This window comes from Brevundimonas sp. Leaf363 (assembly GCF_001424025.1).
Lineage (GTDB): Bacteria > Pseudomonadota > Alphaproteobacteria > Caulobacterales > Caulobacteraceae > Brevundimonas.
The window spans coordinates 109,290-124,306 of the sequence record NZ_LMPZ01000002.1 but is presented as its reverse complement, the minus strand read 5'-3'; the positions used below and the strand labels follow the sequence as shown (position 1 = coordinate 124,306).

The following is a 15,017-nucleotide window of genomic DNA, read 5'->3' as shown; positions in this document are numbered from 1 at the left end:
TAGCATTGAAAAGCGTTGTCCGGGCGACACATCGGCGGAAATCCGACCATGAAGCTGCGGGGGACCCGGCGTCCGAGCCGTCAGCCTGTTGGCCCCTAGGGCGTCCATCCCTGGATCTGAGCCGCCGGAGCGCTCGGATCGCCCAGCCCGCGTGTCCGCAGCACTTCGCCCCAGGCGGCGCGCAGCAACGGCCGCGTGCCCTCGCCCGAGACGCCGGACACCAGCAACGGCCGGCGACCGGCGGCGGCCTCCAGCGCGTCTGCCTTCTCCTGACGCTCTTCTTCGCTCAGGGCGTCGATCTTGTTCAGCGCCAGCACCTCGGCCTTTTCGCCCAGACCCTCACCGTAAGCCTCCAGTTCGTGCCGGATGGTGCGCCAGGCGCCGACGACGTCATCCTGGGTGCCGTCGATCAGGTGGATCAGGCAGCCGGACCGCTCGACGTGGCCCAGGAAGCGGGTGCCCAGACCCGCGCCCTCGGACGCGCCCTCGATCAGGCCGGGAATGTCGGCGATGACGAACCGCTCGGTCGTCGACAGGTCAACCATGCCCAGGTTGGGCGCCAGGGTGGTGAAGGGGTAGTCCGCGATTTTTGGCCGCGCGGCCGAGACGGCCGACAGGAAGGTCGACTTGCCTGCATTGGGCAGGCCCGCCAGCCCGACGTCGGCGATCAACTTCAGCCGCAGCCAGATCCAGCGCTCCTGGCCCTCCTGGCCGGGATTGGCATGGGTCGGCGCCTGGTTGGACGGGCCCTTGAAGCGGACATTACCCCAGCCGCCGTTGCCGCCCTTCAGCAGCAGTTCGGTCATGCCCATGGTGTCCATGTCCAGCAGGACGGTTTCCTTGTCCTCGTCCAGCACCTGGGTGCCGACGGGCACGCGCAGGACCACGTCCTCGCCCTTGGCGCCGTGCATCTGGCGGCCCTGGCCGTGGTTGCCGGTCTGGGCCTTGAAATGCTGCTGGTAGCGGTAGTCGATCAGGGTGTTCAGCCCCTCGACCGCCTCGATCCAGACGTCCCCGCCCTTGCCGCCGTCACCGCCGTCCGGCCCGCCGTTCGGTATGAACTTCTCGCGCCGGAACGATACCGAGCCGGCCCCGCCGTTGCCGGAGCGAATGTAGATTTTGGCCTGGTCGAGGAACTTCATCGCGGATTTTTCTGGGGCGCTGTCGCGCGCGACGCGGTCGCTCGCTGCTTGAGCGCCGGGGCTATAGCGCAGGAGAGCGGCAAATTACAGGCGGGCGCCCTATTCACGGGTCATCAAGCAAAGCAGTGGATGGTGCCGCGCATGATCGGCGCCTTGTCATGACCGCGGCTTCATCCGTCATGACAGGCGCGGTGATCGGGATGATGTCGCCCTCGGCGACGTCGGTCGAGGCTGCACGTCGGCGCCAGGACGACCGCGCGAAGGACGCGCTAAGCGCACTTCAGTCGCTGAAGACGCAATCCGCGTCCGTCAACGAAGACAAGAAGGCCGCCGCCCGCAAGAAGGTCGAGGCGTTGAAGGCCCGCATCCGCGCGCTGAGAATGACCATGGCGGGCGACCCCGACGCGGTCGCCAAGATGGCGGCCCAGCTGGCGCGCGAACTGGGCGCGGCGGTGAAGGCCTATGCCGCCGCTGGCGGATCAGCCGCCGGCATGGGGATGCAGTCGACCCCCGCCGCCCCGCCTGCCGCCGCCGACGCGACCGCCGCCGAGCCGAGCCCCGAGGTCGCTGCTCCCGCTACGAACGCAGCAGCCTCGCCCGAAGCCAGAACGGCCGTTGAGGCGGACGCCGCCGATGACGAGAGCGCTAAAGGCTCCGATCCGTACCGGCAGGTGATCGAACGTCAGCAGCAACAGGGGGCGGAACAGGCCCGCAAAAACGCCGACAAACAGGCGGACGCCACGTTCGCCGCCGATGCGAAGTCGCTGGTCAGCGAGCTGAAGGCCATCCTGCGCCAGGCGGCGCACAGGGCGAAGCGCGAAGATGGCGAAACGTCGTCGCCCGACCAGAAGGCGGCCGACGACGCGCTGGATCAGGTTCAGAAAGCGCTGGGCGACATAGCGTCGCCGATGGCCGGACTGATGGACCTGGGCGCCGGGATTTCCATCCAGATTTAGCGCTGAGCGGTCACGCGGATCTCGAACAGGCTGGACCACCGCTTGCCGGTGACGAAGATGCGGTCGGCCTGGCGGTCCCAGGCGATGCCGTTCAGCACGTCGTCGACCGGGTCCATCTCGGGTGTCAGGGGATAGAGGCCGGTCAGGTCGATCCAGGCCTTCACCTGCCCCGTTTCAGGGTCGATGCGGGCGATGCGGTCGGTCTGCCAGATATTGGCCCAGACCTCGCCGTCGATCCATTCCAGTTCGTTGATCCGATCGACCGGCCGGCCGTCGGCGGTGACGGAGACGCGGCCGATCTCGGCCATGGTCGCGGGGTCGAGGAAGCGCAGCTGATCGGTGCCGTCGCTCATGATCAGGCGGCGGTCGTCGCGGGTGATGCCCCAGCCCTCGCCCGGGTAGGTGAAGGCGCCTTGCGGCTCGAACCCGTCCAGCGACCAGAAGAAGCCGATCCCGTTCTTCCAGGTCAGGCTGATGACCCGGTCGCCCCAGTCGATCATGCCTTCGCCGAAATAGATGCTGGCGATCTCGCGCTTCGACAGCACATGACCGTCGTTCAGGCGGACGCGGCGAATGTCGGACGGATAGCCGCCCGTGCTCTCGAACAGGTCGCCGTCACGGTAGAACAGCCCTTCGGTGAAGGCCGCAGGGTCGTGCGGATAGGTTTTGACCATCTGGTAGCCCTGGACCGGGACCTCGGCGAACGCCGGCCCGGACAGGGCCAGCGTCGCCAGAAGGGCCGCGATGCAGCGAACGGCCGACGCACTCATCGAAGGATCAGACCCCCGGCTCTGCCGTCTCGCGCTTGTTCAGTTCGGCCAGATGCGCCGCTTCGGCCGCCTGTTTCCGGGTCGAGGCGCCGCGCGACAGCATGTTCAGGCCTTCGACCAGGGCCGAGAAGGCCATGGCGGCGTAGATGTAGCCCTTGGGCACATGGACGCCGAAGCCGTCTGCGATCAGCACCGCGCCGATCATCAGCAGGAATCCCAGGGCCAGCATGACCACGGTCGGGTTCTTGTCGATGAAGTTGGCCAGCGGGTCGGAGGCCAGCAGCATCACCAGCACCGCGATGACGACGGCGATCATCATGATGACCACGTGATCGGTCATGCCGACGGCGGTCAGGATCGAGTCGATCGAGAAGACCAGGTCCAGCAGGATGATCTGGAAGATGGCCGAGCCGACGTTGTTGATCACGACGTCCTTCTTGTCCTTGTCCATCAGGGCGTGGGACGGCGTGTGATCGGTGGCGTGGTGGATTTCCTTGGTCGCCTTCCAGATCAGGAACAGGCCGCCCGCGATCAGGATCAGGTCACGCCAGCTGAAGGCCGTGTCGAACGCCGGTTCGCCGTGGCTGTTGACCGCGCCCTGGATGCCCAGGTCGAACACCGGCGCCGTCAGGCCGACGATCCAGCCGATGGTGGCCAGCAGGCCCAGGCGCATGATCAGGGCCAGGCCGATGCCGATGCGACGCGTGCGCTGGCGATGCTCGGGCGGCAGCTTGTTCGACAGGATCGAGATGAAGATCAGATTGTCGATCCCCAGCACCACTTCCATCACCACCAGGGTGATGAGCGCGGCCCAGGCAGTCGGATCGGTGAAGAGTGGCGTGAAGTCGAACATGGAATTCCCTGTGAGCGTGATCGCCTATTAGCGCAGCTTGCGATTTGGCCCCAGCGTCAGGATGTCGCCATGGCGGCGTACAGAGCACGCCGCCAGCGGGTTGCGGCCGCATGGGCGCAACAAATATCACGCGGGCGTGAACTGCGGCATCGGCTTCGGTTGCGACGGTCCGGGACAAATGCTATCAGGCGCCCGGCTTAGCCGAGAGATGCATCACCTGATGTGCCTCTGGCGTGCTTTCCTAAAGCATTTCAAGCCTTTGTCCGGGGCGGTGACCGCCGCCGGGCTAGACCCGAACCTACTATCGCGGACCTTTTGGCTGTGGCTGACGATTTCAGAACGACGCAAGTCGGTGAGCGCTACGCACAAGCGCTGTTCGACCTGGCCGACGAGACCGGCGCCCTGGAGGCCGTGCGCGCCGACTTGAAGAGCCTGCGAACCGCCTATGGCGAGAGCGCGGACCTGCGCCGCCTGATCACCTCGCCGGTCATCGCCGCCGAGGACCAGGGCCGTGGCCTCGGCGCCATCGCCGAAAAGGCGCGCTTCAACGGCGTGACCCGCAACTTCCTCGGCCTGCTGGCCCAGAACGGCCGGATCCGCGACCTGACGGCCGTGATCGCCGCCTTTGAAACCCTCTACGCCAAGAAAACCGGCGTCGTGGCCGCCGAGGTGGTCTCGGCCCTGCCGCTGTCGGCGACTCAACTGACGCATATCCGCTCGGCCCTGCTGAAGGCCGTGGGCAAGGCGCCGGAACTGACCGCACGGGTCGACCCCAGCCTGCTGGGCGGCCTGAAGGTAAAGGTCGGCTCCAAGCTGTTCGACGCTTCGCTGAAGACCAAGCTCGACCAAATGAAGTTTGCCCTCAAGCGCGCGTAAGCGCGACCACACGAACCATGCAGCGTGCCTGACGGCCCGCACCGAAGACCAAGACGAAAGAGACCCCATGGACATCCGCGCCGCCGAAATCTCGGCCATCCTGAAGTCGCAGATCGCCAACTTCGGCGTCGAAGCCGACGTGTCCGACGTCGGCCAGGTGCTGTCGGTCGGCGACGGCATCGCCCGCATCCACGGTCTGGACAACGTCCAGGCCGGCGAAATGATCGAGTTCCCCAAGGCCGGTGTGAAGGGCATGGCCCTGAACCTGGAACGCGACAACGTCGGCGCCGTGATCTTCGGCGAAGACCGCGCCATCGCCGAGGGCGATGAAGTCCGTCGCCTGGGCGAGATCGTGGACGTGCCGGTCGGCAAGGGCCTGCTGGGCCGCGTCGTCAACCCGCTGGGCGAGCCGATCGACGGCAAGGGCCCGATCCAGTTCACCGAGCGTCGCCGCGTCGACGTGAAGGCCCCCGGCATCATCCCGCGCAAGTCGGTTCACGAACCGATGCAGACGGGCCTGAAAGCCATCGACACCCTGATCCCCGTCGGCCGCGGCCAGCGCGAGCTGATCATCGGCGACCGTCAGGTCGGCAAGACCGCCGTAGCCATCGACACCATCCTGAACCAGAAGTCGGTCAACGCCACGACCGACGAGAGCGCCAAGCTCTACTGCATCTACGTCGCCATCGGCCAGAAGCGCTCGACCGTCGCCCAGATCGTCAAGACGCTCGAGGAAGCCGGCGCGCTGGAATACACCATCGTCGTGGCCGCCACGGCGTCGGAGCCGGCCCCGCTGCAGTTCCTGGCCCCGTTCGCCGGCACCGCCATGGGCGAGTATTTCCGCGACAACGGCATGCACGGCCTGATCGTCTATGACGACCTGTCGAAGCAGGCCGTCGCCTATCGCCAGATGTCCCTGCTGCTGCGCCGTCCGCCGGGCCGCGAAGCCTATCCGGGCGACGTCTTCTATCTGCACAGCCGCCTGCTGGAGCGTTCGGCCAAGCTGAACGCCGACTACGGCTCGGGCTCGCTGACCGCCCTACCGCTGATCGAGACCCAGGCCAACGACGTGTCGGCCTACATTCCGACGAACGTGATCTCGATCACCGACGGCCAGATCTTCCTGGAATCCGACCTGTTCTACCAAGGCATCCGCCCGGCCGTGAACGTCGGCATCTCGGTGTCGCGCGTGGGGTCGTCGGCCCAGACCAAGGCGATGAAGAAGGTCGCCGGCACCATCAAGGGCGAGCTGGCTCAGTACCGCGAGATGGCCGCCTTCGCCAAGTTCGGCTCGGACCTGGACGCCTCGACCCAGAAGCTGCTGGCCCGCGGCGCTCGCCTGACCGAGCTGCTGAAGCAACCCCAGTACGCGCCGCTGACCATGGAAGAGCAGGTCGTCTCGGTCTACGCTGGCACGCGCGGCTACCTGGACGGCGTCGCCGTGGCCGACATCGGCCGCTTCGAGTCGGAACTGCTGGCCCGCATCAAGTCTTCCAACCCCGGCCTGCTGGAAGGCATCCGGACCAAGAAGGACCTGACGGCCGAGCTGGAAGCCGAACTGAAGGACGTCCTGGCCGCCTTCACCAAGACCTTCGCCTGAGACTGACCGGAAAGCTGAGAGAGTAGCCCCGGATGGCCAGCCTCAAGGAAATGCGCAATCGGATCGGTAGCGTGAAATCCACGCAGAAGATCACGAAAGCCCTGAACATGGTCGCCGCGGCCAAGCTGAAGCGCGCCCAGGATCAGGCTGAAAGCGCCCGTCCCTACGCCCGTAAGATGGCGGCGGTGATCGCGAATCTGGCCGCCGGCGTCTCCGGCGACGGCGCGCCCAAGCTGCTGGCCGGCACCGGTTCGGACCAGAAGCACCTGATCGTCGTCGCGACCGGCGACAAGGGCCTGGCGGGCGGGTTCAACACCAACGTCATCCGCGCCGCGCGCGAGCGGATCAACAGCCTGATCAACGCCGGCAAGGACGTGAAGATCGTGGCCGTGGGCCGCAAGGTTCGCGACGGCCTGGGCCGTCTGTATGGCGACCGGATCATCCGCACCTTCGAACTGTCGGAGCACAAGGTCATCGGCATGGCCACGGCCGAGCCGATCGCCGCCCTGATCGCCGAGGCGTTCGAGAACGGCGACGCGGATGTGGTGACCCTGTTCTACAGCCGCTTCCAGTCGGTCATCTCGCAGGTGCCGACGCCGCGCCAGCTGATCCCGGCGGTCGTGGACGGCGGCTCCGAGCCGATCGACCTGAACGGCGCGGTCTATGAGTACGAGCCCTCGGAAGAGGAAATCCTCGAGACCCTGCTGCCGCGCAACATCACGACCCAGATCCTGGCCGCCCTGTATGAGAACCAGGCCAGCTTCTTCGGAGCCCAGATGGGCGCCATGGACAACGCCACCCGCAACGCGGGCGACCTCATCAATGCCTTGACCCTGCAGTACAACCGCAAGCGCCAGGCCCAGATCACCACCGAACTGATCGAGATCATCGCCGGCGCGGAAGCGCTCTGATCCGATCCTGACACGACATTCCGAACGGAACGAACCGATGACCGACACCGTCGCCCCCAAGAAGACCACCCGCAAGCCGGCCGCGCCCAAGGCGTCCGCCGTCGCCGCCTCGACCAAGCCGGTCGCCGCCGTCGCCACGGGCCGCATCGCCCAGGTGATCGGCGCCGTCGTCGACGTCGAGTTCGACGGCCACCTGCCGGCCATCCTCAACGCGCTGGAAACCCAGAACGTCGACCAGAAGACGGGCGAGCCCTTCACCCTGGTCCTGGAAGTCGCCCAGCATCTGGGTGAGAACATGGTCCGCACCATCGCCATGGACACCTCGGAAGGCCTGACGCGCGGCCAGCCGGTGACGGACACCGGTTCGTCGATCCTGGCGCCGGTCGGTCCCGGCACCCTGGGCCGCATCATGAACGTCGTCGGCGCGCCGATCGACGAGCAGGGCCCGATCAAGACGGACATGTTCCGCCCGATTCACCGCGAGGCGCCCAGCTTCGAGGAACAGTCGACCTCGTCGGAAATCCTGGTCACGGGCATCAAGGTCATCGACCTGATGTGCCCCTACACCAAGGGCGGCAAGACCGGCCTGTTCGGCGGCGCCGGCGTCGGCAAGACCGTCACGATGCAGGAGCTGATCAACAACATCGCCAAGGCCTACGGCGGTTATTCGGTTCTGGCCGGCGTGGGTGAGCGCACCCGCGAAGGCAACGACCTGTATCACGAGATGATCGAGTCCAACGTCAACGTGGACCCGACCAAGAACGGCGGCTCGACCGAAGGCTCCAAGTGCGCCCTGGTCTACGGCCAGATGAACGAGCCTCCCGGCGCCCGCGCCCGCGTCGCCCTGACCGGCCTGGCCCAGGCCGAGTACTTCCGCGACGAGGAAGGCAAGGACGTGCTGCTCTTCGTCGACAACATCTTCCGCTTCACGCAAGCCGGTTCGGAAATGTCGGCTCTGCTGGGCCGCATCCCTTCGGCCGTGGGCTATCAGCCGACGCTGGCCACCGAGATGGGCAACCTGCAGGAGCGCATCACCTCGACCAAGAAGGGCTCGATCACCTCGATCCAGGCCATCTACGTTCCCGCCGACGACCTGACCGACCCGGCGCCCGCCGCCTCCTTCGCCCACCTGGACGCCAAGACCGTCCTGAGCCGCGACATCGCTGCCCAGGCCATCTTCCCGGCCGTGGACCCTCTGGATTCGACCTCGCGGATCATGGACCCGCTGGTCATCGGCGAAGAGCACTACCAGGTGGCCCGCTCGGTCCAGGAAGTCCTGCAGTCCTACAAGGGCCTGAAGGACATCATCGCCATCCTGGGCATGGATGAGCTGTCGGAAGAGGACAAGCTGGTCGTCTCGCGCGCCCGCAAGATCAGCCGCTTCCTGTCGCAGCCCTTCTTCGTGGCCGAACAGTTCACCAACTCGCCCGGCAAGTTCGTCTCGCTGGAAGACACGATCCGCTCGTTCAAGGGCATCGTGGCCGGTGACTACGACCACCTGCCGGAAGCCGCTTTCTACATGGTCGGCGCCATCGAAGAGGCCGTCGAGAAGGCCCAGAAGATGGCGTCGGAAGCCTAAGCATGGCCGGCAAGCTGTCATTCTCCCTGGTGTCGCCTGAGCGCGAGGTCTTTTCCGGCCTCGTCGATCAGGTCGACGCGCCGGGCGTCGAGGGCGACTTCGGCGTCCTGGCCAACCACGCGCCCTTCATGACGGCCCTGCGCGAAGGCGTGGTCACCGTCATCGACGGCTCGGCCCGTCGCCGCTTCGACGTCCACGGCGGCTTCGCCGACGTGACGCCCGCCGGCCTCACCATCCTGGCCGAACACGCCACGGAAGTGGCGACGGCCTGAGACCGGCGATGACGGGATCGGACATGGTTCTGATCCTCGCCTGGGCCGTCGCCATCGTCGGTCCTGTGCTGGTGTTTCTATGGGTCCGGCGGATGCTGAGCGTCCGCCGGATTTTTCTTGGCTGGACGGTGGCCGGACTGACCGCCGTGGCCTGGGCGCTCGGGGTCTGGGGGTTCATCGTCGAGCCCGCCACGCTGACCGTGCGCCACGTCACGGTCGAGAGCGCAGCCTGGCGGGGACCGCCGCTGCGGATCGGCGTTATCTCCGACACCCATGTCGCGGCGCCCCATGTCGATGTCCCGCGGATTGAACGGCTGGTCGCCCGCATGAACGCCGAGCAGCCCGACGTCGTCGTCCTGTTGGGCGACTACACCGGCGGACATCGCGCCGCCGGGGCGCGTCCTCGCGCCGAACAGGCCGAGATCCTGGCCGGGGTCGAAGCCTTCTCGGGCCTGCGGGCGCCGCTGGGCCGCTACGGCGTGCTGGGCAACCACGACAGCTGGTTCGACGAGACTCAGATCGCCGCCGCCATGCGCCGTGGCGGGGTGGAGGTGCTGGAGAACCGGGCCGCCCCGGTCTCCCGGCCGACAGGACCGTTCTGGATCGGCGGCGTGGCGGACATGGTCTCCGAACGGATGGCGCCATCAGTGCCCGACGCCGTGGCGAGCGTGCCTGCGGATGCGCCGGTGATCCTCCTGACCCACTGGCCCGACCCGTTCGAGGACGTGCCGCCGCGTGTGGCCCTGACCCTGGCCGGGCACACCCATTGCGGACAGGTCAACCTGCCGATCCTCGGCCGTCTGGTGCTGCCCTCCCTGGCTTCGTATCGCTGGTCGTGTGGTCTTTACGACGAGGGCGGCCGGAAGCTGTTCGTGACCGGCGGGGTCGGCGTGTCGATCTTCCCTGTTCGCTTCCGCGCGCCGCCCGAGATCGTGGTGGTGACGCTTCAGGCACCTCGACAGGTTGACCCCGCCGCCCGGCGCCCTAGATAGCGCCCGCAAGACGAGGCCACGTCCTCGCCCCGCGTCAACGGGTTCAAGTCCGGGACGGCCCGGCTCCTCAAAAGGGATCCGAACCATGAGTCTGCCGGATATTGTCAACGCCCTGGGCGTCGTGGGCGTGCTGCTGGTCATCGTAGCCTATGCCGGCGCCACCACCGGACGGATGGACGCCACCAAGGCGCCGGCGCTGCTGCTGAACCTGATCGGCTCGATCCTGATCCTCTGGTCGCTGTTCTTCGAGTTCAACCTGTCGGCCGTGCTGATGGAGGGCGCCTGGGCGCTGGTGGCCGTGATCGGCCTGGTCAGGCTGGCGTTCGCGCCCAGGGGCTGACCCGCTTGCTCTGGCGGCGTCCGTCCTTATTGTGGACGGACTTTCCCCGGAGCCCGACATGACCGACGCCCTGATCGACCTGACCCTGCTGAGCGGCCTGGAGCAGCTGCGGGCCGCCATGCGCGGCGAGGCGCCGATCGCGCCGATCGGCGCCACCGTCGGCTTCGATCTGGTCGAGGTCGAGGAAGGCCGGGTCGTGTTCGAAGGCACGCCCACCAAGGCGGTCTACAATCCGCTCGGCACCGTCCACGGCGGCTGGATCGCAACCATTCTCGACTCCGCCTGCGGCTGCGTGGTCCACGCCATGCTGAAGCAGGGTCAGGCCTACACGACGCTGGAGCTGAAGACCGTCTTCCACCGCGCCCTGGCTGCCGACACGCCGGTGATCGCGACGGGCCGGATCGTGCAGGTAGGACGGCGGGCGGCCTTTTCCGAGGCGGACCTGCGGGGCGTGGACGGCAAGCTGTACGCCACCGCCACCTCGACCTGCCTGGTGATGGAGCGCTAGGCGGCGAAGACGCCGAACGCCGCCACCACCTGCTCGTACGCGGGGCGCTTGAACGGCACGATCAGATCGCAGGCTTCATCGAGACGTCCCCAGCGCCAGGCGTCGAACTCCACTTCGTGCGCCTCCAGGTCGATCTCGCTCTCCTCGCCGGTGAAACGATAGGCGAACCAGACCTGCTTCTGGCCCAGATACCCTCGCGCCTGTTTGGAGCCGCCGTAGTCCTTCGGGAAGTCGTAGGCGATCCAGCCGTCGGTGCGCGCCAACAACTCGATGGACGTGACGCCCGTCTCCTCCTGAAGCTCGCGCCGGGCGGCGGTCTCAAGATCCTCGCCCTCGTCGACGCCGCCTTGGGGGAACTGCCAGCAATAATCCGAGGCGCTGCCGGCGCGGCGGCCGTACCAGACGCGGCCATCCGGATGGAACAGGACGACGCCCACATTGGGGCGGTGGCGGGGAAGGTCGGTGTCGGTCACGGCGCGCGGTTTAGCGGGATCAGGGCGCCGAGTCTCTCCCTCCCCGGCTCGGGGAGGGATGGCGCAGCGAAGCGAAGCCGGGGTGGGGGCGGCCTGGCGATACTTGGCGCACGTTCGCCTGGCCGTCCCCACCCGCTGCCTTCGGCAGCTGCCCTCCCCGAGACGGGGAGGGAGAGGCTGTGCGCCTTACCGGCCCGGCCGCTGGGTGATGGCGCTGGCGGGGGCCAGCTGCAGGCCGCGAGCGTCCAGACCGGCGGCCCAACGAGCAGCGGCCTCGACGGTGACCGGATAGCTGAAGCCGGCGCCCAGGGCCTGACCGCGCTGCTTGGCCGTCGCCTCCAGCCCGTTCAGGGCAGCGACGATGGCGGCGGGGGTCTGGGTCTCGTCGATCACGGCGTTGGCGCTGGCGCGGGTGAAGGCCCCGGGCTTGCGGGTCGATCCGTCGTCGATGAAGGCCAGGCCGCGCTGGCGCAGGGTCGACAGCAGCGTCGACATCCCCGCGTCATTGGTGACGAACCGATCGCCCAGGTAGTTGGTCACCCCGAAGTAGCCCGTGGCGCGGCCCAGCAGCCAGGCCAGCTTGGCGTGCAGATCGTCCTCGCTGGACGAAGTCAGCAGGGTATAGGGGCCGGGATCGTTGTCGGGATAGCCCGACGGTTCCATCGGGATCTCGATCATGACCTCATGGCCTTGCGCGCGGGCCAGGTCGATCCAGCCCTGCAGGCCCTCAGCATAGGGAACGAAGCTGAGGGTGACGTCGGCCGGCAGGCGTTCGATGGCGGCGCGGGTCGTGACGGCGTTCAGGCCCAGGCCGCCGACGATCAGCGACACGCGCGGCTTGCCGTTCGGGCGGAACGGACGTGCATAGGCGATGGCGGGACTGCGGCCGTCCGGCGCGATGACGGGCAGAGGGCCGTTCGGCCCAGGCTGGCTGAGGCCGGCGATGGGAGCGGTCGGCAGGGGCTGGGCCGCCAGGCGCGGCGCACTGGTCGGCACGCCGCCGGCGACGGTGGCGCCGTCCGGCAGGGTGATCAGGGCCTCGCCGCCCGCCGCATCGGTGGGCGCGCCGTCCTGGCCGGTCAGGGTCTGATAAAAGCCCATGGCGCCGGCGGAGAAGGCCTCCAACCCCGTGGGCGGCGGCGCCGCTTCGGGCGCATCGCGGTGCAGAGAGACACGGGCGGACGGCGTGCCCGCGCGCGGGTCGCCCAGCACGGTCAGGAACAGGGCCACCGCGCCGATCAGCAACAGGCCCGCCACACCGACCAGCACAGGCGGGCGGCGCAGGATCTCGAGGATCGGAGCAGCGTCGAGCCCGCGCCCCTTGGGCGGGGCGCCGGCGGCGGCGGCGAGGGCGGACTGGCGTTTGGCGAACATGACAGGCGACGCTGAGCGGGCGGACTCCCGCCCCGTCAGATTGCCCGCGTGCCGGTTAAGAAAGCCTAACGGGCGTTCACCATGATCGAGAGCCCTACGCCGCCGCCCGCACGCGCAGGGCGTCCAGCGCCGGCGCCAGATCAGCGATCAGGTCGTCCTCATGCTCCAGCCCGACTGACAGGCGGATCAGGCCGTCGGTGATGCCGGCCAGGTCGCGCTGGTCCGGGGTCATGGCGGCGTGGGTCATCGTCGCCGGGTGGGCGATCAGGCTTTCGACGCCGCCCAGCGATTCCGCCAGGGTGAAGACGTCCAAAGCCTCCACCAGACGCCGCACCTCGTCGACCCCACCCTCCAGCTCGAACGACAGCATGGCGCCGGGGCCCGACTGCTGGCGCGCGGCCAGGTCGTGGTTGGGGTGAGACTTCAGGCCCGGATAGTGGACCACCTTCACCGCCGGATGGGCGTCCAGCAGTTCGGCGATGCGGCCGGCGGTGGCCTGCTGGCGCTCGATGCGGGCGAACAGGGTGCGCACGCCGCGCAGCGTCATATAGGCGTCGAACGGCGAGCCGGTGACGCCCAGGCAGTTCGCCCACCAGGCCAGGGTCGTGTGGTCTTCGGCGTCGGCCGAGACCACGGCGCCGCCGACCACGTCGGAGTGGCCGTTGATGTATTTCGTCGTCGAGTGGACCACGAAGTCGGCGCCCAGCTTGATCGGCTGTTGCAGCGCCGGGGACAGGAAGGTGTTGTCCACCACCACCTTGGCGCCCGCCGCGTGGGCGGCCGTTGCGATGGCGGCCACGTCCACGACACGCAGCAGCGGATTGGACGGGGTCTCGATCAGCACCAGCTTCGGACCGGCGGCCAAGGCCTCGGCCAGGGCGGCGGCGTCGCCCTGATCGACGAACTTCAGGTCGAAGTGGCCCTTCTTGGCGCGGGCGGTCAGCAGGCGGCAGGTGCCGCCGTAACAGTCGTGCGGCGCGATCAGCAGGTCGCCGGGGTTCAGCAGGCTGAGCGGCAGATCGACCGCCGCCATGCCCGTGGCCGTGATGACGGCGCCGGCGCCGCCTTCCAGCTCGGCCAGGGTTTCGGCCAGCACGTCGCGGGTCGGATTGCCCGAGCGGCTGTAGTCGTACTGACGCTTCTGGTCGAAACCGGCGAAGGAATAGTTGGACGACAGATACAGCGGCGGCATCACCGCGCCGTGGGCCGTGTCGCTATCCACGCCGGTGCGCGCGGCGATGGTCGAGGGATTGGACGGGGTCTTGTGGCGGGTCATCGGCCCGTCTCCTTGAGAGCAGCGCGGAGGATGTCGCCCACCAGGGCGTCCTCCTTCAGGAAAGCATCGTGGCCATACAGGGAGGGCGCCTCGACGAAGCGCCACAGGACCGGCAGGCGCGCGGCCAGTTCGCGCATGTCGTCGATCGGCACCAGCCGGTCGGAGGTGAAGCCCACCAGCGTCACGGGCGTGCGGATCGCTTCCGGCGTGATGCTGTGGCGGTCGATGGAGTCCGACAGGCTGAGCCAGCGGGCGGGCGTGGTGTGGGTGCGATACGCATTGCCGCGCGCCTGCAGATAGTCGCATACCGGATAGGCGCCGCCGACGCTGGCCGGGGCCGTGGTCTCGAAACGGTCGCCCAGCTCTTCCGAGGTGCGATAGGTGGTCATGGCCAGCTCGCGGGCCAAGGCGACGCCGTCCTCGGGACGACCGGCCTCGGCGGCCAGTTGCAGGATGCGGCGCTGAATACCGCGCCAGGCAGTGGCCTGCGGATGGGCGCGATGGGCGGCCGAGACGACGACCAGTTGCTCGGCCCAGCGGGGGAACAGCTCGCCGAAGGCCAGGGCGACCATGCCGCCATAGGAGCAACCGATGAAGGCGCCGACCCGCTCCACGCCCAGCTTGTCCAGCAGCAGGGCCAGCAAGCGGGCCTGATCGTGGGTGGTGATGGTGACGGGGCCGGCGCCCTCGGCCGTCTCCGGCGCGAAGTCGAAGGCCAGCACCTGCAGGCGCGACAGATCGATGGGGCCGCGCGACGACACGGCGTCCGACCACCAGCCCAGACCGTTCGTCTCGGTGCGGTGCACGAACCGGCTGGCCGAAATGCCCCCGGCCACGACGACCAGCGGCGCGCCGGCCCGGCCGTGCAGCCGCCCCAGCACCCGGGTCTGTCCCAAACGCTCGCCCGAGGCCAGGCGGAAGTCCTCGGGGATGTCGGCGAAGATGTCCTGGGCGCCGCGCGGACGCGCTGCCGGGGCTTCCGGCACACGCAGCAGGGCGCCGGAGCTACAGGTCGTTTCGTCGTAGGTTGCTTCAGCCAGGGTCATCGTCGTCCGCATCATTCCGGCTCGCCAAGAGCTCGATGCGGTGACAGAT

At 68.2% G+C, this 15,017-nt stretch carries 16 protein-coding genes; 9 read left to right on the top strand and 7 right to left on the bottom strand.

Going from position 1 to position 15,017, the window contains the following annotated elements; translation table 11 throughout:
* Positions 1-95 precede the first annotated feature (95 nt).
* Entirely contained in the window at positions 96-1,142 is a 1,047-nt protein-coding gene (gene obgE, locus ASG17_RS03780) for a GTPase ObgE (RefSeq protein ID WP_056099403.1), read from the bottom strand.
* Between the two features lie 158 nt (positions 1,143-1,300).
* Between obgE and ASG17_RS03775 the strand changes: the two genes are divergently transcribed.
* Positions 1,301-2,098 carry a hypothetical protein gene (locus ASG17_RS03775; protein WP_056099401.1) on the top strand — a complete coding sequence of 266 codons (798 nt, stop codon included), beginning with the start codon at positions 1,301-1,303 and terminating at the stop codon, positions 2,096-2,098.
* Here the strand turns inward: ASG17_RS03775 and ASG17_RS03770 are convergent.
* Positions 2,095-2,868 carry a glutaminyl-peptide cyclotransferase gene (locus ASG17_RS03770; protein ID WP_056099398.1) on the bottom strand — a complete coding sequence of 258 codons (774 nt, stop codon included), beginning with the start codon at positions 2,866-2,868 and terminating at the stop codon, positions 2,095-2,097. The genes ASG17_RS03775 and ASG17_RS03770 overlap by 4 nt on opposite strands.
* 7 nt (positions 2,869-2,875) lie before the next feature.
* Positions 2,876-3,721, bottom strand: coding sequence for a TerC family protein (locus ASG17_RS03765; protein ID WP_056099397.1), 846 nt, complete (start codon positions 3,719-3,721; stop codon positions 2,876-2,878).
* Positions 3,722-4,042: 321 nt separating this feature from the next.
* Here ASG17_RS03765 and ASG17_RS03760 point away from each other — a divergent pair, with 321 nt between their 5' ends.
* The 8 genes from ASG17_RS03760 (at position 4,043) to ASG17_RS03725 (ending at position 10,799) form a co-directional block, all read left to right on the top strand.
* Positions 4,043-4,597: a F0F1 ATP synthase subunit delta gene (locus ASG17_RS03760; protein ID WP_056103040.1), complete on the top strand. Its 555-nt coding sequence runs from the start codon at positions 4,043-4,045 to the stop codon at positions 4,595-4,597.
* 67 nt (positions 4,598-4,664) lie between these two features.
* Entirely contained in the window at positions 4,665-6,197 is a 1,533-nt protein-coding gene (gene atpA, locus ASG17_RS03755; protein ID WP_056099394.1) for a F0F1 ATP synthase subunit alpha, read from the top strand.
* A 32-nt stretch (positions 6,198-6,229) separates the two neighbouring features.
* On the top strand, positions 6,230-7,108 hold the full coding sequence (locus tag ASG17_RS03750) for a F0F1 ATP synthase subunit gamma (protein ID WP_056099392.1): 879 nt from the start codon (positions 6,230-6,232) through the stop codon (positions 7,106-7,108).
* Between the two features lie 37 nt (positions 7,109-7,145).
* The gene (gene atpD / locus ASG17_RS03745) at positions 7,146-8,687 is read left to right on the top strand and encodes a F0F1 ATP synthase subunit beta (RefSeq protein WP_056099389.1); all 1,542 of its coding nucleotides are present in this window, start codon (positions 7,146-7,148) and stop codon (positions 8,685-8,687) included.
* A gap of 2 nt (positions 8,688-8,689) precedes the next feature.
* Complete coding sequence (locus ASG17_RS03740) at positions 8,690-8,959, top strand: ATP synthase F1 subunit epsilon (protein WP_056099386.1); 270 nt, start codon at positions 8,690-8,692, stop codon at positions 8,957-8,959.
* A gap of 8 nt (positions 8,960-8,967) precedes the next feature.
* On the top strand, positions 8,968-9,951 hold the full coding sequence (locus ASG17_RS03735) for a metallophosphoesterase (protein WP_056099383.1): 984 nt from the start codon (positions 8,968-8,970) through the stop codon (positions 9,949-9,951).
* A gap of 85 nt (positions 9,952-10,036) precedes the next feature.
* Positions 10,037-10,291 (top strand): hypothetical protein, encoded by a 255-nt coding sequence (locus ASG17_RS03730; protein WP_056099380.1) that lies wholly within the window; start codon positions 10,037-10,039, stop codon positions 10,289-10,291.
* Between the two features lie 58 nt (positions 10,292-10,349).
* Positions 10,350-10,799, top strand: coding sequence for a PaaI family thioesterase (locus ASG17_RS03725; protein WP_056099378.1), 450 nt, complete (start codon positions 10,350-10,352; stop codon positions 10,797-10,799).
* Here the strand turns inward: ASG17_RS03725 and ASG17_RS03720 are convergent.
* The 4 genes from ASG17_RS03720 to ASG17_RS03705 all read right to left on the bottom strand — a co-directional run bounded on the left by ASG17_RS03720 (position 10,796) and on the right by ASG17_RS03705 (position 14,968).
* Entirely contained in the window at positions 10,796-11,272 is a 477-nt protein-coding gene (locus ASG17_RS03720) for an RNA pyrophosphohydrolase (RefSeq protein WP_056099376.1), read from the bottom strand. The genes ASG17_RS03725 and ASG17_RS03720 overlap by 4 nt on opposite strands.
* A gap of 186 nt (positions 11,273-11,458) precedes the next feature.
* Positions 11,459-12,646 carry a divergent polysaccharide deacetylase family protein gene (locus ASG17_RS03715; protein ID WP_056099373.1) on the bottom strand — a complete coding sequence of 396 codons (1,188 nt, stop codon included), beginning with the start codon at positions 12,644-12,646 and terminating at the stop codon, positions 11,459-11,461.
* Between the two features lie 94 nt (positions 12,647-12,740).
* Positions 12,741-13,922, bottom strand: a complete 1,182-nt coding sequence (gene metB, locus ASG17_RS03710) for a cystathionine gamma-synthase (RefSeq protein ID WP_056099369.1) — start codon at positions 13,920-13,922, stop codon at positions 12,741-12,743.
* A complete protein-coding gene (locus tag ASG17_RS03705) occupies positions 13,919-14,968 on the bottom strand; it encodes a homoserine O-succinyltransferase (RefSeq protein ID WP_056103038.1) in 1,050 nt (349 codons plus the stop codon). Before ASG17_RS03705 ends, metB begins: the two co-directional genes overlap by 4 nt.
* Positions 14,969-15,017: the final 49 nt, after the last annotated feature.

Coding starts and splice junctions, on each gene's coding strand:
- ASG17_RS03750 (WP_056099392.1), top strand. CDS start 6,230: ATGGCCAGCCTCAAGGAAATGCGCAATCGGATCGGTAGCGTGAAATCC.
- ASG17_RS03705 (WP_056103038.1), bottom strand. CDS start 14,968: ATGACCCTGGCTGAAGCAACCTACGACGAAACGACCTGTAGCTCCGGC.
- ASG17_RS03735 (WP_056099383.1), top strand. CDS start 8,968: ATGACGGGATCGGACATGGTTCTGATCCTCGCCTGGGCCGTCGCCATC.
- ASG17_RS03725 (WP_056099378.1), top strand. CDS start 10,350: ATGACCGACGCCCTGATCGACCTGACCCTGCTGAGCGGCCTGGAGCAG.
- ASG17_RS03740 (WP_056099386.1), top strand. CDS start 8,690: ATGGCCGGCAAGCTGTCATTCTCCCTGGTGTCGCCTGAGCGCGAGGTC.
- ASG17_RS03770 (WP_056099398.1), bottom strand. CDS start 2,868: ATGAGTGCGTCGGCCGTTCGCTGCATCGCGGCCCTTCTGGCGACGCTG.
- ASG17_RS03715 (WP_056099373.1), bottom strand. CDS start 12,646: ATGTTCGCCAAACGCCAGTCCGCCCTCGCCGCCGCCGCCGGCGCCCCG.
- atpD (WP_056099389.1), top strand. CDS start 7,146: ATGACCGACACCGTCGCCCCCAAGAAGACCACCCGCAAGCCGGCCGCG.
- ASG17_RS03775 (WP_056099401.1), top strand. CDS start 1,301: ATGACCGCGGCTTCATCCGTCATGACAGGCGCGGTGATCGGGATGATG.
- ASG17_RS03730 (WP_056099380.1), top strand. CDS start 10,037: ATGAGTCTGCCGGATATTGTCAACGCCCTGGGCGTCGTGGGCGTGCTG.
- ASG17_RS03765 (WP_056099397.1), bottom strand. CDS start 3,721: ATGTTCGACTTCACGCCACTCTTCACCGATCCGACTGCCTGGGCCGCG.
- metB (WP_056099369.1), bottom strand. CDS start 13,922: ATGACCCGCCACAAGACCCCGTCCAATCCCTCGACCATCGCCGCGCGC.
- atpA (WP_056099394.1), top strand. CDS start 4,665: ATGGACATCCGCGCCGCCGAAATCTCGGCCATCCTGAAGTCGCAGATC.
- obgE (WP_056099403.1), bottom strand. CDS start 1,142: ATGAAGTTCCTCGACCAGGCCAAAATCTACATTCGCTCCGGCAACGGC.